Source organism: Trichocoleus sp. ST-U1 (genome assembly GCF_039961835.1).
Lineage (GTDB): Bacteria > Cyanobacteriota > Cyanobacteriia > Cyanobacteriales > FACHB-T130 > FACHB-T130.
The window spans coordinates 71,413-91,003 of the sequence record NZ_JAMPJZ010000003.1 but is presented as its reverse complement, the minus strand read 5'-3'; the positions used below and the strand labels follow the sequence as shown (position 1 = coordinate 91,003).

Here is a 19,591-nt window from a genome sequence, read left to right as displayed (position 1 = left end):
CTTTGCACTCAGTCTAATGTTATCGGCTGCAACTAAAAATGCGATTGGGGAAGCGAACCGACAGGTCGGCGCTTTGCTATCGCACTCCAAAAGCGAATAACAATCAAACCCCACATCTGCACCCAAGAAGTTAGCAAGTTAAAATCTAGAATCAAATCTAGAATCAAATCTAGAAAAATAGAGACGTTCTCACAGAACGCCTCTATTAAAGGTTACTAAATTCAAAGCTGTAACCTTTTTAGTATTCAGGCACCGAAGGGTCAATTTCTCGACTCCAAGCGGTAATTCCGCCTTTGACGTTGGTGCCTTCTATTCCAGCTTGTTTCAAAATACCCAGCGCCTTCGCCGAACGTCCACCCATCTTACAGTGGGCAATCAAGCGATGACCGTTGAGCAATTCCTTCACTTGGGCGACACCCGCACCATTTTCAATATCTGGTAACGGAACCAAAACGGAACCCGGAATTTTAGCAATTTCGTACTCGTTAGGATTGCGAACATCAAGCAGGACAAAATCATTTGCACCGCTATCGAGCAATTCCTTCAATTCCCGAACCGTCATTTCTGACATTTCCATCTGCTGTTTTGCCTCTTCCGCTTTTGCTTGTGGAATACCGCAGAATTCTTCGTAATCAATTAATTTGTCAATGACTGGTCTTTCCGGGTTCGGACGCAGTTTCAGTTCCCGGAACTTCATTTGCAAGGCATCATACAGCAACAACCGTCCACTCAGGGTATTCCCCTGACCTAAGATGATTTTGATCGCTTCAGTTGCCTGGATGGTGCCAATCACGCCGCACAGAACGCCGAGAACCCCTCCTTCAGCACAAGAAGGTACTAATCCGGGTGGTGGCGGTTCCGGATAGAGGTCGCGATAATTGGGACCCCCTTCGTAGTTAAATACCGTTGCTTGACCTTCAAAAAAGAGGATGGAGGCGTAGACGTTGGGCTTGTTTAACAGCACGCAAGCATCATTAACGAGATAACGTGTGGGGAAGTTATCGGTGCCATCTACGACAACATCGTAGGGTTCAAGGATTTGCAGGGCGTTCTCTGAACTCAGGCGGGTTTCGTACAAATCAACTTGGCAATCAGGATTGATTTCTAAAATCCGGTTTTTTGCCGATTCAATTTTGGGTTTCCCTACCCAAGAGGTGCCGTGAATGACTTGCCGTTGTAAGTTGGAACTATCAACGACATCAAAATCGACGATGCCGATGCGTCCGATACCAGCAGCTGCGAGATACAGCAACAGGGGCGAACCCAGTCCACCTGTACCAACACACAGGACACTGGCGGCTTTGAGGCGTTTTTGCCCTTCCAGTCCAACTTTGGGCAGGATTAGGTGGCGAGAGTAGCGTTCGTATTCTTCTTTGGAAAGCTGGATTTCATCCAGATTGGGATTGAGCATGGCCTTTTAGTGAGGGCAGACAGAGTTAACAGCCTACCAAAAATACAATAGTCTTTGTATCCTTGGGTCTTAATCGTTTTTAAAATTAAGTTTGTAATTTAGGTTGTTTCAACAATTATCATTTCTTCAGGCTGGAACTGGTGGGCGTCGTCGAGACTCCAGTTGCGGAGAGCGCCAGCTTTACCTTGTTGAACAGAGACAATAATATACGAGTACACTGACCAGGCACACGCCCGATCGAATTCCGAAGGAATTGCTGGATGGTCGGGATGGGAGTGGTAAATCCCAATGATATCTAGTGGGCTGGGCGAAGCATCGCGTCCCTGCTTTTGTGCTTTCAGCATATCTTCGGGAGCGATCGCGTATCTGTCTCGCTTATCTGAACCCAGTTTGGCGGAACCTTCAATCTCTTGAAATGCTTCCACTGCTTCTGCATTCCAGCTGTTCTCGGTTGGCATAACTTCCACTACGGTTTTGCCATCTTCCGCCAGTTTACCCAGCAGTAAGCCGCAGCACTCTTCGGGATAGGTGCTTTCGGCATGGGTGCGGATGGCTTGCAAATGGTGAGGGTGGAGTTTTAATACTGCCAAGATGCCAAATCATCCTGCGCGAGACGTGGAACTATTGTATGCCACAGATGTCTCTCGTTTTGATTGTCTGACTATCTGCTTTTCTTTCACAACAGCCTTGCTTCTATAGGAATTTTGAAGAAAATCTTCTCTCTTCTCGCTGCTGCCTTGTCTATCAATTCGTTGAGATTGAAACGACAAATTTTATCGGGAATTCAATCAAAAATATTTTTAATTTCCGGAGGGTTGCTGTAAAATTCCAGAAGTTAATTGTATTGTTCTAAATTTCAGCAATATATATGGGCGCATAGATTCCAATTATAAAAAATATAGTACCAAAGCGAACAATATTTGTATAGTGCCAATTTCTTTAATTTTTAGCAGCGATCGCTCAATGCGTCAGTGAGCTTTACCTGCGCCCAGATACAGTTCTCCTACCTTCGGATCGTTCAAGAGTTCGGAGCCGGGACCTGTGAAGCGATCTCGTCCTGTATCTAGCACATAACCCCGGTGTGCCATGCCTAAAGCTTTCCGGGCATTTTGTTCCACCAGGACAATTGCTTTGCCCGTTTGATTAATCGCTTGAATCTGCTCAAAAACGTTATTGACCAATAAGGGAGACAGCGCCGCCGAAGGTTCATCCAGCAGCAACAGAGTAGGTTCCAACATCAAAGCTTTTCCCATCGCCAGCATCTGCCGTTCTCCCCCAGAAAGAGTTCCAGCCCGCTGATGCCGCCGTTGAGCCAGAACCGGAAAGGTGGCAAAGATATGATCTTTGAGCGGTTGCAAAGGGACATTGCGAATAAACGCGCCCATCTCCAGATTTTCTTCCACCGTCAGCGATGGGAACACATTCGAGATTTGGGGCACATAGCACATTCCCCGCCGAACAATTTGATCCGACTTTAAGCCAGCAATATTTTCGCCTTTGAAAGTAATTTTGCCTTTATGAGGGCTTAAAAGTCCAAAGATAGTCTTTGCTAATGTTGATTTCCCGGCACCATTAGGGCCAATTACGGCAACTAATTCACCCGGATATATCTTGAAATTAACCCCTTGAAGGATATCTAAATCTTTGACATATCCCGCCCAAACATCTTCAACTTCTAATAAAGGTTCATTCGTCATTATTTCTAATTTATTATTTAATATTTATTATTTATGGTTCATGATTTATTGCAATTTCTGCATCAATCATGAACCCTGAATTCTCAACAATTAAGGCGTCTTTTGCAAATCGGGGCGTTCTTCGGGGACAATTGCTCCTTCCACAGGGCAGACTTGCAGGCAGATGCCGCAGTCAATGCAAGTGGAAAAATCAATCCAGTACCAGTCAGTCCCCTTCGTGTTTTTGCCAGGTCCTTCGTGAATACAGGCAACAGGGCAGGCATCGACACAATCAGCGACGCCTTCGCAGGTATTAGTAACAATCGTATGCGGCACAGTGTTCTCTCTCTTGGGATTGGCAGACGGCTGCTTCTATAGCCTACCAAAGTCTTTTGAAAGCTGATAGCTGAAACGAGACTTTTTAAATGCAAAAGTATGCAAATAAAGGTGAAATTTTGCAAGAAAAATCGCCTCCCCTTTGCGTACCTCTGCGCGTACCTTTGCGTTAAAAAATCTAACTCAGCGTCTCAATTTTAGTAGCACCCTCAGCTTCCACCCAGGCAATGCGACGGATGTGACGGCTACGGGCATATTCTCGCACATCTTCAGGCGATCGCTCCCCTAAATCCATTTCCACCCGTACTAGATGAATAGAATCTCTCAGGGTTTGGGCGTAGGCAAACGCTGCCAGATAGGCTTGGGGAGATGAAGGAACGACTAACCAATCACTCGCGGGCGTTTCGCGGGGCATCCCAGCCTTCGAGAGCAAGACTTGATATAAGTCTTCAATATTCAGCGCAAAGCCAATACTGGGGTAAGTTTGCCCCTGGGGATGATAGAGTCCCAGCAGTTGGTCATAGCGTCCACCCTGGGCTAAAACCCGTGCTTGAGTGTCTGTATCGCTAACGACTTCAAACACAATGCCGGTGTAATAGTTAAAGGTTTGGATCAAGCTGAGATCCAGAGTTACGGGGAAGCTTTGCTGATGGGAACAGCCTTCATTGAGAAGATCGATCAGGGATTTCAGAGTATTGACTGTTTGCCGCTCAGATTCTGCTAAATCTAGGGTGGAAACTTGTTGCAGCACATCAGCAGGATGTCCCCGCAGCTCAAATAGAAATAAAGCTCGTTCTCGCAATTCGGGGGAAAGGGGCAGAGTTTCCAGTGCGATTCGATCGAGATGCGCGATCGCCCGTCGCACTTTTTCTTGCAGATGAACTGGAAACGGGGAAAAAAGCGATCGCGTTAACCCCGCTTCTCCCAAAATTACCTGCCACTGGCTTAACCCCAGACACTTAAAGCAGTCTCCCAGCAACAACAGCACTTCTGCATCTGCCAAGACACCCCCCGCACCCAACAGCTCTACCCCTGCCTGGTAAAATTCCTGCTGACGTCCGTAATTACTGCCCTGCGAACGGCGGAATACATTTGCGTTGTAGTAGAGGCGTTGCGGATAAGTAACACCAGCCATCCGCGTCACAGATGCACGGGCGATCGAAGCCGTCAGTTCTGGGCGCAGTCCCAGCGTCCCCTCCTCAGCATCCTGGATTTGAATCACTGTGGAGCGCTGGATTGCTCCGCCTGCCATCAAAGTATCCAACCGCTCTAGAGTGGAGGTGATAATCCGGTGATAGCCCCAGCGGTGATACACCTGCTGCAACCGATCTTCAATCCAGCTTTTTTGAGCGACATCGAGAGGCAGCAAATCCCTCGCGCCTGCCGGGGGTTGATAAACCATTCAGTCGTTGTTTTTTGTTAGTTGACAAGCGATTTTCAAGCGAAGTATTCACGATTAGCGAGTTGACGGTTTGACTCTAGCTCTCACCGAGAACTTCCAAACATCTAATAGCCGAGTTGCTAATCGAAGAAATCGCTTTCTTATTTCTTCTTACCAAACATACCAAATAAACCGCCTCCAGACTTATCCTCCGGCTTGCCCTGCCCTGGCTTGCCCTGCCCTGGCTTAGGCGGCGTCGTTGTCTTGCCACCCGCAACTTTTTGTGCCAGCTTGTCTAGTGCCTGTTTGCCCTCTATCCCAATCGGATCTTGAGGGTTTAATTTCAAAGCTTGGGTGATATGTACCTTCGCCATTGTCACCTTAGGGGGAGTTTGCTTTAAATAAACCATCCCTAATAAGCTATGGCAACGGCTATTGTTCGGCTCCATTTTCAGGGCTTCCCGCAACTCTATCTCCGCCTTCGCAAACTGGTTCTTCGTTATCAACTCATCAGCACGACGGAAATAGGGTTCCGCCACTGATGATGGTGTTGGTGTTGGTGGCGCTGGGGGCGGCGCTGGGGGCGGCGATGCATTTCCGCCAGCCGCCCCCGTGACAGGACGTTTATCTGACATCATCGGGGTTGCTACCCCAGAACCCCCCTTCCGCCTCAGATAAACCATATTCAGTTCGCTGATTTGAGCCGTCACTTCTAGGACTTGGCTCAAAGATTCATATTGCGTTTGTGCTAGCTTTTGCAGTGCCGTTTTATAGGAATGCTCTAAATCGCCCCCCGCTTGAGCTAACTGTTTCGCGGTTTCACCTTGGGGTTGAGCGTTCGCCCCTTCCCCAGCCAAGCGCTTACCCATGCGCCCGACCATAACGACGTATTCTGCCCGCGTGCGATCCTGAGACAGTTGCTCGTAGGCAGGATTTACCAATTTTGACAACATCTGGCTGGCACGCTGTTTTTCTGCTTCGTTTTCAGCCTTGCAACTATCCGGATGCAATCTCCGGGCAATTTTGAGATACCGTTTGCGGATGTCATTGACGCCTGCATCTACTGGCACCCCTAAAATTGCGTGGTGGTCTGTGAAATCAAACTTGAACAGTCCACGGTCGATCCGAAATGACATAGCCCGCTGTCCCACCGTCAGAGCCGAATATTCTTTCTAATATACTTCCCTTGCGAAACCTATGTGTGACCTTGCTTACAGAGAAGCCTGATTTTTAGCACTTTGCCATCTACTTATTGCCATCTACTTAGAGGTGTAATTTGCAAAAGTTCTTGACTGAGCTGTGGGTGTAGATAACCATTTGTCGCCAAAATCCGACCGGAATGAATCGCTAAAGGACTCCCATCATAGGCGCTGACTTTGCCCCCAGCTTCCTCCACGATTACCACTCCGGCTGCCAGATCCCAAGGCTGTAAACCCCTTTCCCAGTAACCATCCAGGCGTCCGCAGGCAACATGAACGAGATCGATGGATGCGGAACCGCTGCGCCTGACACCCTGAGTGAGATGCGTAAGGTGACAAAATTCAGCGTAGTTATTGTCTGCGGTTTCGCGTCGATCGTAAGCAAAGCCGGTGACAAGCAAGCTTTTGCTCAACTCGGCTGTTTTGGAAACTCGGATGCTCCTCCGGTTGCAAGTGGCTCCTAAGCCTTTGGCAGCCCGATACAACTCCTGATGAAATGGATCGTAAACGACACCGACTTGGGGAACTCCGTCAATCAGTAACCCGATTGAGGCGGAGAAAAAGGGATACTGATGAGCATAATTTGTGGTGCCATCTAGGGGATCGATTGCCCAGAGATATTCGCTGTTAGTATCTCCCAGTTGCCCGGATTCTTCTGCCAGGATTTGATGGTGGGGAAAATGGCGATTGATGACTGAAAGAATGGTGGCTTCGGCGGCTTTATCTGCTTCGGTTACGAGGTCGCCTGGACGTCCTTTTTCTTCAACGGCTTCTAATTTGCCCCAGTAGCTTTGCAAGACGGCACCAGCAGCTAGCGCCGCCTCGGTGGCAATATCTAGAAAAATTTGCAGTTGGTCAGGGGTATGGTGTGTCATATTTGTGGCTAATAGCTAATGGCATTGAACAATGAATAATTAGCCATTCGCAATGAGCCGTTAGCGATTTTGACGCCGAAACTCTGCTGGAGTCCAGCGCATGGGTTTTTCTGGGTTCCAAATGCCCTTGCCCATAATTCGAGCATATTCTTGAGCGGTGGTGAGCCGTTGGTCATATTTGTTGTTGAGCGATCGCGGTACAAACACATACCCTTCTACCACCATCTGCTCGTTCAGCAATACCCCATCTTTCCACACATAAGCTAACCGGCGCTCAAACTGGTCTTTGCTCGATCCATCCGACTCTAACAAAACGGATTGTCCGCCAATCAACTGCTTGAGCCGCTCTTGAGCCGCCGATCCCCAAGGCTGCTGTTTCATGTCGGGTGCCTCGATTCCCAGCAGCCGCACTCGCTCTACCAAAGCGGATTGCTTGCTGGTATCCAGCACTTCCAGGGTTTGTCCGGTGACAACCCGCTCCACCTTCACGGTGACGCCTGTCGGAACTTCTTTCGCTTGGCAACCGACCAAGAAAAACCAAAAGCCAAAAGCCAAAAGGCAAAAGAGAAAATTCTTTTGCCTTTTTGTTTTTCGCGATCGCCTTTGGTTATTCTTCATCCAGCGGTAAACCGAAACGGACTTTGCCCTTGCCAAAATAGCGACCGAACTGGAGTTCGTAAACTTCATCCTCATCCTGAGTTTCTACTTCCAAGTCGGAGCGAGGATAACTTACGCAGAGTAGAGCATAGCCTTTGTCGCGCAGTTGCGGAGAAAGCCCCATTGCTTCTGGCTGATGGATTTCCCCTGAGAGGACGCGCACGGCACAGGTGGTACAAGCGCCATTGCGACAGGAAAAAGGCAACTCGACGCTCTGATGCTCGACGCTAGATAGGATATAGCGATCTTCTGGCACCTGAAGGTCATGGTGAGTGCCGGTTTGGCGATTGCGTATCCGAATGGTGTGGTAATTCGTCATAGTTTTAGTGTATTATTAAAAATCGCAGCTTTGAGTTGCACGTTTCAAAATAAATAAACCTCTGGAGAGGTGGCCGAGTGGTTGAAGGCGCAGCACTGGAAATGCTGTTTAGGGCAACTTAACGTGGGTTCGAATCCCACCCTCTCCGTTGAAAATCAAAACTCAGCAATGCTGAGAGGCTTATCGCCCTAGAATTATCTTCTGGGGCGATATTTATTTTTGTCGAGCGCCGGACTATCAGCGAGTGAATCCCCAGCAGAAAAAGCGATTGGTAGTTGATTTTGCAGCCGGAGTTTTGACGTTGGGGTAAGAGCGATCGGATTCAAATTTGACTAGAGAGAAAGACGCGATCGCGCGTTTTGAATAAATTAGAAGTGCCTAATAAAAAACAATAAAAAAAGGGTGAGCATTGCCCACCCTAAGACGAATCAATTAACCAACAGCATCGTTTATTTTGCGGGTTGCGCCTTGTTTTGAACCAGCAGCCGCTCAAAACTTAGGGCAAACACTCCCAGCGTCACCAGTACGATGCCGAAAATTGATATCGGCTGTAAAGCATTCTGAGCGCTCGGAATAATCAAAAATGCCAAAACTGCTGTTAACACAGGGCCACTAGAAGCGATAATCGAGGCTCGTGCGGCACCCAAGAAGCGAACGCCAAAGTTATTTAACAAATAGCCCGCTAGAGTTAATATCCCCAAGACAACGCCGCCGATAATCAAACCCAGGCGCTTATCCGGGATGACCTGAACAGCCAAATTTTCTGGTAATGGCAACATCAGACTGATGCTAGCTAGGACAAAGATGGTTGTAAACTGAACCAAGCTGACGGGGACGGGGTGAAGCTTTTGAAAGCCAAGCTGCATAAAAATCAGGTAGAAGGCAAAGGCGATTCCTGAGGCGGCGGCGGTGCCAACTCCCACCCCAGAAATGCTTGCCACCCCACTATTAACCGCCGGGAAGATTTTAGGCCAAGCTGCGAGGATAACACCCAAGGAAATCGTACACATCACTCCAACGCGCAGGAAGGTGGGGCGATCGCCAAAAAACAGCCACGCCAGCGGGACTGTAATAATTGGATACATAAACAGAATTGTCACTGCAACCCCTGGGCCAATTTGGGGGATGGCGATATAAATCAGCACTTGCGACAAAAACAGGAAGAAGCCACTCCCGACTACCGTTAAAAGTCCGCGCCGGTCTGGATCTAATAAAAACTTCTTAATATCCCTCCACACGTTGGGATAGAGAACGATGGCAAGTAAAGCCATTAAAGGCAGCACCACCATCATGCGGAACCACAAAATTAACAGCGAGTTGCCCAAACCTAGCTTGATGAATCCTCCCAAGGAAAACAAGTTAAAAATTTGACTTTCTCTGCCAATGATTTGGACAACCACGTTATGAACCGACAGCGCCACGGTAGAAATTAAAATCAACAATAACCCTAACTGACCTTGGGAGCTTGGTTTAGGTTGGCGTGGCGGTGGTAACGGGGCAGCCGGAACCGAGAACGGAATCGCATTCGCTTCTGGAGGCTGTTTGCGATCGCTATAAGCTTGTCCTCCAACCTCTGACTCGGATGGTACTAATGGCAGCGCATCGCTTTCTGCTTGCAGTTGTTCGTGCAGGCGATTGACGAGAGTTTCTAAAATTGCTTCTCCTTGTTGCTCCAAGCCGTGCATCCGCGACAGCTGCTGGGAGAACGAACTTTGATAGCTGCTGATGTCTTGTTGCAGTGTTTTAAAAGTCGTTCTTAGGGTTGTATCCAAGGAAGAGAGGATTCGGTAGGCACTGTCGTTGTAGTCATTTGCCGAGGGCGGCAAATTGGCGCTGCTAGTGCCACCCAGCGGGTGATAGGAGCTACCTGGTTGCTGGGACAGCCGTTGCATCAGCAGATCTTGCAGGTGTTCTGCGATCGCTTGGGTGAGTTGCCCAACTAAATATTGCTGCTGATCCTGATCAATTTGTTCTTGAGGCAGAGAGCTTTGGGACGAGGGTAATTGCTGACGCTGAGCTTGTAGATGATTGATCTCATCGACCAACCGGGATTTCTCAGCCTGGAGTCGCTCAACGTCTTGATTCAACTGGACGATGAGATTTTGCTTCAGGTTCTCAAGTTCCTGCGTCATCGCCCTCAAAAGAGCCTCTGTTGCCGTAGCATTTCCGGTGTTGTGATTTTCCGGTAGATTGTCCAGTTGCCCCATTAGCGTATAACCTCGGTACGATTGGCTATAACGAAGTGTAGTTTTAACTTAGTTTACTTAAGTCTTGTTAGTATTTCTGATATTTTGGCAGATACACTTTCTGATGGATGTGATTTTGCTCAACTAGGTGTTGTTTCTCTGATGAAGGAAAGTGTTTAATGTTTTGTCATCAATCCTGACAGATTACTCCAAAATTCTGGTGATTTTTAAGAGATTTTTCTGGTGAATTTAATTTTGTTCTAGACTGTTGAATCTTGCAGTGCCTGCAAGAAAAACTACTTAGACACTATCCTCCCTCGACATATTGAAGAACAAAGAGGGAGTTTCTTCTTCCCGCGAGCGAGAGACTTTTGGAGGGTTCAGACAACTTTTGCAAGAAGTCTAATATTTTGCTCCCTAAAGCCCCAATAAAAGGGGGAAGAAAGTTCGCGCCACGTTTAAAAGCAGAGGTTTGAGCTTTGCAATACGCGGATGAAACAGCGCCGTGTCTCCCTGCCTGAAAGCCAATTGATCGCTGGCATTTAGGATCGAGTTTTTGGACGCAGACGCATTTTCCCCAACAGGGTAGCAGCCGCCGCCTAGAAACTCCTTCCAGAAAGAGTGTATCCCAATCGGGCAACCGGAGAGGGGATGTAAAGTTTTAAATTGAATCCATCAAGTGGAAAATTCCGAATTGTCCCCCTATCTGACGGATAACTAGAAAGATAATTGCCCCCAAACCCGCACTAATGGGAAGGGTAATTAGCCAAGCGAGTCCAATCGATTGCAGCGTTTGGAAGCGGATGGATTTCCAGTCTTTGACTGCACCAATGCCAACCACAGCACCGACAAGGGCGTGGGAGGTGGAGACGGGCAAGCCGAGCCGGGAAGCAAGCAAGATGGTCGTAGCGGTTGCGAGTTCGGCGCAGAAGCCACCGCTCGGCTGGAGGGCAATAATGCCTTCTCCAATTGTCGCAATGACTTTTTTGCCCCAGACGGCAAGACCGGCAACGATACCGGCACCGCCCAATACTAGAATCCAGAGGGGAATGCTAAAGCCAGTGATAGGAACGGAACCTGTGCGATTGATATAAACGATCGCCGCTAAGGGAGCGATCGCGTTGCCAACATCATTGGAACCGTGGGCAAAGGCGACGAAGCAGGCACTTAATAGCTGAAACCGTGCTAGCTGGCGCTCAATGGGATTGAGAATTTTAGATTGGGAGTTTGGGATTTCGCGGTTGTCCGTCTCATTGGCTCCCGCGATAACCCTTGTGTCTACAAGCTGCTCTGCTTCCTCGCGGGCTAATTGTCGCCAGATGAACCGGGTAAGGCCAACTGATGCGATCGCGCCAATCAAGAGAGGGATATCGTGGGCAGGAAGGTTGATGCCGAAACGATTTGTCAGCCAGGTATCGATGGGTTGACTCACAGAGGGTAGAACAATCACCCCAAAGACGCCCAGCAACGTCACGCTCAACCAGGGGATCCATTCGCGCAGTTGAAAAAGTGGGTTGGGTTGATCGAGAATCCAACGCTTGACAACGCTGTAGAATAACGCGGCAATCGTGCCACTGATGACCGGCGTTATCACCCAGGCGAAGCTGATTAGACCAATTAATGACCAATCAATGGCACCGACACCCGCTGCCACCCAGCTAAAACCAGCGATCGCGCCGACTACCGCATGAGATGATGCGACTGGCAAGCCCAGACTGGTGGCAATTTGCAGCCAGACGCCACAGGCTATCAATACCGAAACCATGCCAATCAGTAGCATCTGAGGTACGGCAGCGAACAGTTCTGGATTGACAACCCCGGTTGCCAGCGTCTCCGATACAGAACGACCAAACAGCACGGCACCTGTAAATTCCAACACTCCGGCAATCACCAATGCCTGCCGTAGGGTGACAGCCTTCGATCCCACCGACGTTCCCATCGAGTTAGCAACGTCGTTTGCGCCCAGATTCCAGGCAACGTAGAAAGCTAGCAGGGCAACAAAAACAATCATGCCGTAAATATAGATATCGACACAGCTAGTTTATCCGGTGAAGGATAGGGGAGCGAACTGAGAACTCAGCGTGCGGCTAACGCCTCGCTTCTCTAACGCGATCGCGCTGAAGGGAGAGGAAGCGGCGATCGGGATTTGAAGCGATGATTTTTACTCAAATCGAGGCAAAATTTGCGCGATTATCACTGCGGATACACGCGCCCAACTCTGTATAAGTATCTATTCAACGATTTGGGAAGACCGACTTCTCAATTGGAGCGGTGTGAGTTTAGTAGGGCTAATTTATGCGTTTTCCTCATGTTGCTGTTTGTACTTTAGCTGCTTTTGTGGCTGGAGGGATGACAGCCCAAGCAAGTGAAAGTCCGAGTTCCGAAGGTTCTCCCCAGGCAGCCGTGACCGATGAGGGGAGTGTTGCCACCCCGATGGTGACTCCTAGAAGTATGACAGCGATCGCTGCACCAGAAATACAACAAGAACCACGATTAGCATCCAGGCAGGAATTTCCGTTGCCTTCTCAGAATGCCCCAGGATTCGCTGCAAGGCAACTTCCGGCATTAACAGTCGCCCCCCAAACTGATTTGCCAGAAATCCCTGAAACTGCGGCGCTTCCCTCAAATAACCTTCTCTCCCAGTTATCAACAGCTTCTGATATTAACCAGTCTGCATCTGAGGAATCCGGGAGGAAAGCTTCTGACTTAGCTTCCTTCCGAAACGGGGAAACCGTTAACGAAGCGGCTGTCAATGAACGAACGATACCCGGTGGAAGTGCATTTACATCCAAGGCTGAAGCACTCCGTCCAGATCGAGCGATCGCTAACTCGTCAACGGTACAAACCAGCCAGTCAATGGCAACGGAACCGAAAGCCGGGAATACCTGTGCCTCCCAAAGCATCAAGAACGTTAAATCCTTAGATAATGCAACTTATCAAGTTGCTCAAGAAGTAAGCACACCGGCTACAGAACGCTGTCCGGGTCCGGAACCTGTTGCGCCGCTAGCGTTGCCAGCACCCATCGAGGAATTTGAAGCTTCGCCCGCCCTGAGCATTTATATCCCAGTTGGCTATGGTGCCGATAGAAACACCGCCTTTATCAGCGGCACCTATCAACCCAACGTGCGAGAAGATAGTGGTTCTGTGGGGGCTGCGGGAATCGGCATCGGCTTAGGCAATGCTGATAAAGCCGTCGGGGTAGAACTATCCTACGCTTTAGCGACAAATGACAGCTTCGGCGAAGGTGGTTTTAATGGCAAGCTGCATCGTCGATTTGGGGGAGATGTATCCGCAGCATTAGGCTGGAATGGCTTTTTAAATATTGGTCACAACGACTTTGAACAATCCAAATATGGAGTTGTTACCAAAGTATTCCGAACGAGAGAATCTCTCAATGATGCTTTCAGCCGCGTTGCTTTTACGGTTGGTGTCGGCGATGGACAGTTCCGTTCCAACGGTGCGGTTGATGCGGGTGAAAACAATATCAATGTATTTGGAAATTTGGCAGTTCGTGTTGTTCGACCTGTTAGTTTGATTGCGGAATGGACAGGACAGGACTTAGCATTGGGTCTTTCCATCGCTCCCTTCAAAAACTTTCCTTTTGTGATTACTCCAGCCTTGCGCGACGTTGCGGGTGCGGGTGATGGCTCTCGATTTGTATTAGGTGTTGGGACAGCATTGAAGTTTTAAGGAGGAGTACCCCAAATGCACACCATAAAATCTCTGGGTTGGGTTGTTGGCTTATCAATTGTGGCGCTGGGTATGGCTGCGCCTGCGAGAGCCGACCGTAGTTATTCCGATATCACGGGAACGAATATCTGGAACAATACGGCACCCGTTTTTGATACTGATGACAAGTTAGATCCGGAACTAACGGCAAATATTACCCGGCTTAACCAAGAGTCAGAAACAGCCTTTCAAGCCTGCGGGGCTGCTCTGACGGAACAAACTCCTACTACGCGCCGGTTTACTCGACAGCCTCAAACACCCCCCCCGGTTCCCCAAGCGTGTCAGCGTCTAGAGGAGTTAAGGACAGAAGTCGAAAACTTGAGAACGACTTTGCCGCAAAAAGACCTTTCCAGAGCCAACTCCGGTTTGCGGACTTGGTAGCGGTTCAGTTGTCAGTTGCAGAGTCATTCTAGTGTGAGCAGGAGCAAGAATACGATGAGGCAGATGAAGCGTAAAAACGGTAGAACCGCCGGGTTCAAGTGGCTGCTGGGAGCGATCGCGGCTGGGTTTATGGGCGTGGCAACGCCCGTTCACGCTGAAGATTTGTTTGGCAATGAAGCTGTCCAGTTCCCGGTGGATACGACGATTGAATTTGAATTCAAAGAGTCCCACGGAGCTTATCGATCAACGCTTGGCGTTGTCAATTTAGATACGGGTGAAGAGACCGTGCTGTTTCAGGAAGTCAAACCCTATGACGACTTCGGAAGCGAACAGCCTCAGCCTTCTTCGCCCGGTCAAAATAATATTGGCACGGCAATCGATTTTCTGGGGACAGTTGATGGGGGAGCTGTAGAAAATCGACTCAGCGAATATACTTTTAAAGCGAATACCCGGTATGCTTTCTACCTGGAATCTGTTAGCCCTACGGGTCAAACTCGCCGCAGTGTCAGATCCACCACTAACTTGGCAGCTGCGTTTAATGGCAGTTTAGATGGTGGCACGAACGAAGAAATTACTGGCGTTCGCATCGCTTGGGACGATACAGGTCTACCCCAACCAGGAAAAGATGAGGATTTCGATGACTTCGTGATTGAGGCGGGAGGTTTTCCACCCGTTCCCTGTCCACCAATCCGCTAATCGCAATTTCATTATTTTGATCCCCCAAATTTACTCCCTTCAAAAGAGGAGGTAAATTTGGGGGATTTGGTTGTAAGTCAATATCAATTAACGAGAGCGATCGCGCTTCAGGAGATGAGGATGCGATCGCTAACTCCTACCGATTCCAACCGGGTATTATTGATGCTGCTGTTCTATGTCCTCATCCGTACCAGGTGGCAGAGCCAAATTTCCCCAAGAAAGGCTCGTTGTTGTATCAATATCTAATAGAAATAAGGTTAGAGAAGTCTCTGGTTGAGAAATGACAGCAACGTGACTGGCTATCCCTAGGGAGTTAGCGTGACGAAAGGATTCGGGTAAGACTCGAATCGTAGATAAAGGTACATCTATCAAAGCGGGAACGGTTTCAACGGGGATACCATACAGTTCACCCTCTGTATCTTGAATAACAATCAGGTAGGCTCCCTGAAGGGTTTCTTGGGTTGGGTTGGATGAAAATAACCGCTGCTGTAGATTCAAAACAGTCACTTCGCGATCGCCTACATGAGCAATACCGACTCCATTCAGTTCGCTGCCAAAAATTTGGGTAGAATTTAGCACTTTGTAGATAGACTCAATCCGCAAACCCAAGTTTAAGCTACCAATGCTAAACACAAGCACTTTAATAGCGGGTACAGACGCGGAAACATCTAACGGATCGAAATCTGGGGGGGTTGAGTTGATTAAAGTGCTGTTCATGCCTTTTTTTCAGGGGAAAGTAGGATTCATCCCTCCCGATTCACCCAGAGGGGTGGGGTGGGTTTCTGGACTGTAATAGATATTTTTAAAAACATTGAGATGCTCTCATTATTATGAGCTACGAACGGCAGCTCCTAAAGAGCCACTTTTTTCAAAAAGGGCTTTGAGGGCTGCTAAGAATTCTTGCTCTAAGTAAGGTTTGCTAAAGTAAGCACTGGCTCCCAAGTGAGTGGCTAATTGTCGATGTTTTTCACTACTGCGGGAAGTCAGCATTGCTACAGGTATTTTCGATAGTTGCGGATCTTGACGACGATGGTTAAGAAATTCAAAGCCATTTAGATTCGGCATTTCTACATCGCAAACTACCATTTGAATGTTGGAATTTTGCTGTAACTGTTCGATGGCTTCCCGTCCATCTCTTGCTTGTAAAACGCGGTATCCTGCTTTTTGGAGTGTTAAAGCTAAAGTTTGTCTCAGGGTAATGGAGTCATCTACGATTAATATCAAAGGCGATTTAGCTGTGTTTGCAGATACTTTACTTTTGTCAATTGATGCAGTTTGGATGGGGGAAGCAGTTGGCAGATCGGTGAAAGTAGTCGTAGCGATCGCGTTCTTACTTTGCCCAACCATCTGGGTGAGAAGCGTTGCCCCATCAATTACCGGAATCAGGCTCCCATCTCCTAAAATCGTGCAACCGTAAATATAACTTGGAGGCGCGATCGCTGCACCAAAGGGTTTGATCACCAATTCTTGCTCTGTGACCAAGCGATCGATTTCTAAGGCAAGAATTTGGTTATCTCGGCGGATTAGCAGCATCGGTGGTGCCCAAGCTTCGGGAGTGGGAACGGCGACTAAAGCTTGGCTGGGAATTGATTCAGGCAACGGACAACTATAGTCCAGTAATTCTGATAAGTGATAGACAGGAACGATTCGCTTGCGCCAGTGCAAGAATCTCTGTTTTCCAGAGTGCTTCATCTGGTCAGTTTTCGGAATGACGATCTCTTCAATGCTGTCAGCGGGGAAGGCGTAAGCAGTGGAACCAACCAAGCAGACGAGTAATTTAGCAATCGTCAGCGTCAGCGGGATGCGTAACGTAAAGGTGGTACCTTTTCCAGGAGTGGTCGTGACGGTGATGGTGCCTTTGAGCGATCGCAACTGCGATCGCGCCACATCTAATCCCACACCTCGACCCGACAGTTCGCTGACTTGAGCCGCAGTGGAAAATCCTGGCTCAAATAGTAAATCTAAAAGTCGAGTGGTTGAAGTTGTAACCACTTGTTCTGGTGAAAGCAACCCCAACTCTAGTGCTTTCAAACGGATGCGTTCTAGGTTGACTCCTTGACCGTCATCCCGTACTTCAATAATCGTGTGACTCCCCTGATGATAAGCCTGAATTTCAATCTGACCCCGCTCCGGTTTCCCTTGCTGACGGCGTACTTCTGGTGGCTCAATCCCGTGATCGAAGGCATTGCGGAGCAAGTGCAGTAAAGGATCGTTGAGTTTTTCTAAAGCGGCTTTATCAACTAAAACTCCCGTCCCGCTTAATTTCAGCTCGACTGGCTTTTTGTATTTTGTGGAAAGGTCGCGCAAAACTCTAGGAAAGCGGCTCAACACTTCGCGCAGGGGAAGCATCCGCGCCCACATCAAATCATCCCGCAAGTGGGCGATCATTTGACGTTGACTTTCTAAAGTTTGGCTTGACTGTCCAGCTAAGTGTGCCACATCCCCGACGATTTCTTCGAGTTGCACCATCTCTTCGAGGCTCTCTTGCACCATTGAGTGCAATGCTCCATAGCTGTCCATCTCTAGGGAGTCAAACGAAGAAGTTAGGGGTGTAGAGGTGCTAGAAGACAGGAGATTTTGCTCTATATTTTCCTCGGTTTCAGACGCAGGAAATCGCGTTTTTACATCCGGCTTTTCTGCTTTTCGAGATGCGATTTGCTGGTCTGACGCAATAGAATGGCGTTCTGGAGCCACTATCATCTGGTCTGATAAATCGCGCAGATGATTGGCGATTTCCTGAAATTTAGTAAACCGCCGCAGCAGTTCTTGTACCGTTGCTTGCAGTTGTTCGTTTTGGAGGAAAAGACCGTTTCGGTTAATGGCAAGTTCACCCACCAAGTTATTCATTCGTTCCAGTCGATCTAAGTCAACTCGAACAGAAAGTTGGGGAGTAGAATTGGTAGGGACAATGGTTTCTTTCTTCTTGTCTTTGGCAGCAGGCAATTTAGCGGGTCTAGAAGTTTTAGGCGCTGCTTTGTCGATTTCAGACTGAATTATCTGAGGCGAATTTTCTGTGTTGACTAGATTGACCGGAAGCTCGGTTACGGAAGGCAAACTATCAAATAATTGCTCGATTTCCTGAACAACTGCTTGAATATTCGTTGAGGATTTTGTTGCAATTAATTCTGAGTGTAGTTCTGGAGCTGGGGGAGAAATAGTAACTAGGTTAGTTTCTTCAACAGCTAGCTCTAATTCAGGAATTTCCTCAATCAGCGCCATCGGCTCAGCTACTTCAAAAGAAGATGAGTTTTCAATTTCTATCTCTGGTAAATTTGAGGCAAAACTACCAAAAACTTCATCTAGAGAAGGAGGGGAAGCGAGGATTTCTTCTTGAGCGATTAACTCAAATTCTTGATTTAGATTAGCTGCTGGTAGCGCCGGAAGTTTCAGCCCGTTGAAAGATGAATTATTATAAAAATCTGTAATTTCTGCTGTTAATTTTGAATCCTTAAAAATTTTATCTGAAGTTTGTTTCTGTTTTCGCTCGTCTAAGTTTGGTTTGAGACTTTCCTCATCTGTAGTTAAGGTTAGATGCTCAGGTTCATCAACTTTGAGAAGAGGGAGTTGATTTTGAGTTGATAGGCTGGAATCTGAGAAATCAAGAATTTCGTCGAAAGCAGCGATAGAAGTTAGCGTTTCCCCTGGAATGCCTAACTCGGTTTCGGAAATTTCTTCAGATGTGAATAGTGCCGAAACGTCTAAGAAATCTTCATTGATTTCAGAAGGGAGGACAGAGCTACCAAAAATATCTTCAATAGAAGAAAAGGAAAAGGAGAGCGCTGATTCCTCTTCATCTTCAGTCAGTGTCAGTAGCTCTAATTCGGGAGCCAGTTGGACGCCTGTAACCGTTGATCCAGGGGAAGTTTGAACTGGAGAAGTAGCAGCAAGTTTTGTTAAAGCGGTAGAGGGAGAACCGCCAAGCAAGCGATCGCCTGCGAGTACGTCTTCTCTCGCTGCCAGAAAATCAGCTAATGCCAGTTTAGCAATCTGCAAGGCTTGTTCGGGATGAGCATCGAGCGCCGCCAAAGTAGTTTGCGCGATCGCTCCAAATCCTGGCAAACTTAATAATTCTGCGATGCCGGTAAATACATCAGCGAGTGCCCGCAATTCTCCGGCTACTTGATTGCTCTCAGGATGGGCTAAAACATGAGTGAGGCGCTCTAGTTCTTGCGCCACGTCCACTTCAAATATCGATAAGGTGATATCAATTCCCAATTCCACCGCATTGGGTAAAACTTCCTCTCCGGTGAGGAAATCTCCTAATTGTGCCTCAATTTTGGCAAACACGGGTTCGGCGATCGCGATCGCCTGTTCTGCGTTGAAATGACCCGCCAGAATCTGCTCCGTTAAAGGGAGGCGGAGACAATCATAGGCTTGCAGCAATAAGCTTTCTAGTTCGGCATCAATCTCTAACTCTTTGTTGTGGAGCGCCTTAAAGATGTCTTCAAGGCGGTGAGCTATCGTTTTGATCGTTTCGAGTCCCACGCAAGCAGATCCCCCTTTAATCGAGTGAGCCGCACGCATGAGACTGTGAACTTTCGCGGTTGTCCGCTCTGTCTTGAGCGTCAGCAGTTCCGATTCGATGACCTGCAACAGCTCTGGAGCTTCTTGAATGAAGAACTGATAGGCTTGGTCGCGGATATCAGAGTCGAGCGCCATAATACTGAATTGGTAATTGGTAATTAGTAATTGGTAATTGGGGAATAGGCGTATGGGAATTGGGAATTAGTAATTGATAATTGGGG

At 48.1% G+C, this 19,591-nt stretch carries 16 protein-coding genes and 1 tRNA gene; 4 read left to right on the top strand and 13 right to left on the bottom strand.

Going from position 1 to position 19,591, the window contains the following annotated elements:
- Positions 1-238: 238 nt before the first annotated feature.
- The 9 genes from moeB to NDA06_RS02445 form a co-directional block, all read right to left on the bottom strand.
- Complete coding sequence (moeB, locus tag NDA06_RS02485) at positions 239-1,411, bottom strand: molybdopterin-synthase adenylyltransferase MoeB (RefSeq protein ID WP_190414751.1); 1,173 nt, start codon at positions 1,409-1,411, stop codon at positions 239-241.
- Positions 1,412-1,509: 98 nt separating this feature from the next.
- A complete protein-coding gene (locus NDA06_RS02480; protein ID WP_190427498.1) occupies positions 1,510-2,001 on the bottom strand; it encodes a M67 family metallopeptidase in 492 nt (163 codons plus the stop codon).
- 378 nt (positions 2,002-2,379) lie between these two features.
- Positions 2,380-3,108 (bottom strand): ABC transporter ATP-binding protein, encoded by a 729-nt coding sequence (locus NDA06_RS02475; RefSeq protein ID WP_190427495.1) that lies wholly within the window; start codon positions 3,106-3,108, stop codon positions 2,380-2,382.
- 90 nt (positions 3,109-3,198) lie between these two features.
- Positions 3,199-3,423, bottom strand: a complete 225-nt coding sequence (locus NDA06_RS02470; protein WP_190414753.1) for a 4Fe-4S dicluster domain-containing protein — start codon at positions 3,421-3,423, stop codon at positions 3,199-3,201.
- Between the two features lie 178 nt (positions 3,424-3,601).
- The gene (locus tag NDA06_RS02465; RefSeq protein ID WP_190986246.1) at positions 3,602-4,825 is read right to left on the bottom strand and encodes an ATP phosphoribosyltransferase regulatory subunit; all 1,224 of its coding nucleotides are present in this window, start codon (positions 4,823-4,825) and stop codon (positions 3,602-3,604) included.
- A gap of 140 nt (positions 4,826-4,965) precedes the next feature.
- On the bottom strand, positions 4,966-5,940 hold the full coding sequence (locus tag NDA06_RS02460) for a J domain-containing protein (RefSeq protein ID WP_190986245.1): 975 nt from the start codon (positions 5,938-5,940) through the stop codon (positions 4,966-4,968).
- Positions 5,941-6,053: 113 nt separating this feature from the next.
- Entirely contained in the window at positions 6,054-6,878 is an 825-nt protein-coding gene (locus NDA06_RS02455) for an inositol monophosphatase family protein (RefSeq protein ID WP_190683630.1), read from the bottom strand.
- 60 nt (positions 6,879-6,938) lie between these two features.
- A complete protein-coding gene (locus tag NDA06_RS02450; protein ID WP_242033038.1) occupies positions 6,939-7,433 on the bottom strand; it encodes a thermonuclease family protein in 495 nt (164 codons plus the stop codon).
- A gap of 52 nt (positions 7,434-7,485) precedes the next feature.
- Positions 7,486-7,854: a 2Fe-2S iron-sulfur cluster-binding protein gene (locus NDA06_RS02445; protein ID WP_190414758.1), complete on the bottom strand. Its 369-nt coding sequence runs from the start codon at positions 7,852-7,854 to the stop codon at positions 7,486-7,488.
- A 63-nt stretch (positions 7,855-7,917) separates the two neighbouring features.
- Here NDA06_RS02445 and NDA06_RS02440 point away from each other — a divergent pair.
- A tRNA-Ser gene (locus tag NDA06_RS02440) sits at positions 7,918-8,002 on the top strand.
- 301 nt (positions 8,003-8,303) lie between these two features.
- Here NDA06_RS02440 and NDA06_RS02435 read toward each other — a convergent pair.
- Together NDA06_RS02435 and NDA06_RS02430 are read right to left on the bottom strand one after the other, a co-directional pair.
- Complete coding sequence (locus NDA06_RS02435; protein ID WP_190427481.1) at positions 8,304-10,061, bottom strand: EamA family transporter; 1,758 nt, start codon at positions 10,059-10,061, stop codon at positions 8,304-8,306.
- A 640-nt stretch (positions 10,062-10,701) separates the two neighbouring features.
- Complete coding sequence (locus tag NDA06_RS02430; RefSeq protein ID WP_190673607.1) at positions 10,702-12,051, bottom strand: inorganic phosphate transporter; 1,350 nt, start codon at positions 12,049-12,051, stop codon at positions 10,702-10,704.
- A 284-nt stretch (positions 12,052-12,335) separates the two neighbouring features.
- On the opposite strand from NDA06_RS02430, the gene NDA06_RS02425 reads away from it, so the two are divergent.
- From NDA06_RS02425 to NDA06_RS02415, 3 genes are all read left to right on the top strand, one after another.
- On the top strand, positions 12,336-13,730 hold the full coding sequence (locus NDA06_RS02425) for a hypothetical protein (protein WP_190986244.1): 1,395 nt from the start codon (positions 12,336-12,338) through the stop codon (positions 13,728-13,730).
- A 15-nt stretch (positions 13,731-13,745) separates the two neighbouring features.
- A complete protein-coding gene (locus NDA06_RS02420) occupies positions 13,746-14,150 on the top strand; it encodes a hypothetical protein (protein WP_190986243.1) in 405 nt (134 codons plus the stop codon).
- 63 nt (positions 14,151-14,213) lie between these two features.
- Complete coding sequence (locus tag NDA06_RS02415) at positions 14,214-14,846, top strand: hypothetical protein (protein WP_348245628.1); 633 nt, start codon at positions 14,214-14,216, stop codon at positions 14,844-14,846.
- A 156-nt stretch (positions 14,847-15,002) separates the two neighbouring features.
- On the opposite strand, the gene NDA06_RS02410 is transcribed toward NDA06_RS02415, so the two are convergent.
- Positions 15,003-15,563 (bottom strand): chemotaxis protein CheW, encoded by a 561-nt coding sequence (locus tag NDA06_RS02410; RefSeq protein WP_190986242.1) that lies wholly within the window; start codon positions 15,561-15,563, stop codon positions 15,003-15,005.
- A 111-nt stretch (positions 15,564-15,674) separates the two neighbouring features.
- Positions 15,675-19,505 (bottom strand): response regulator, encoded by a 3,831-nt coding sequence (locus NDA06_RS02405; RefSeq protein WP_348251676.1) that lies wholly within the window; start codon positions 19,503-19,505, stop codon positions 15,675-15,677.
- Positions 19,506-19,591 lie beyond the last annotated feature (86 nt).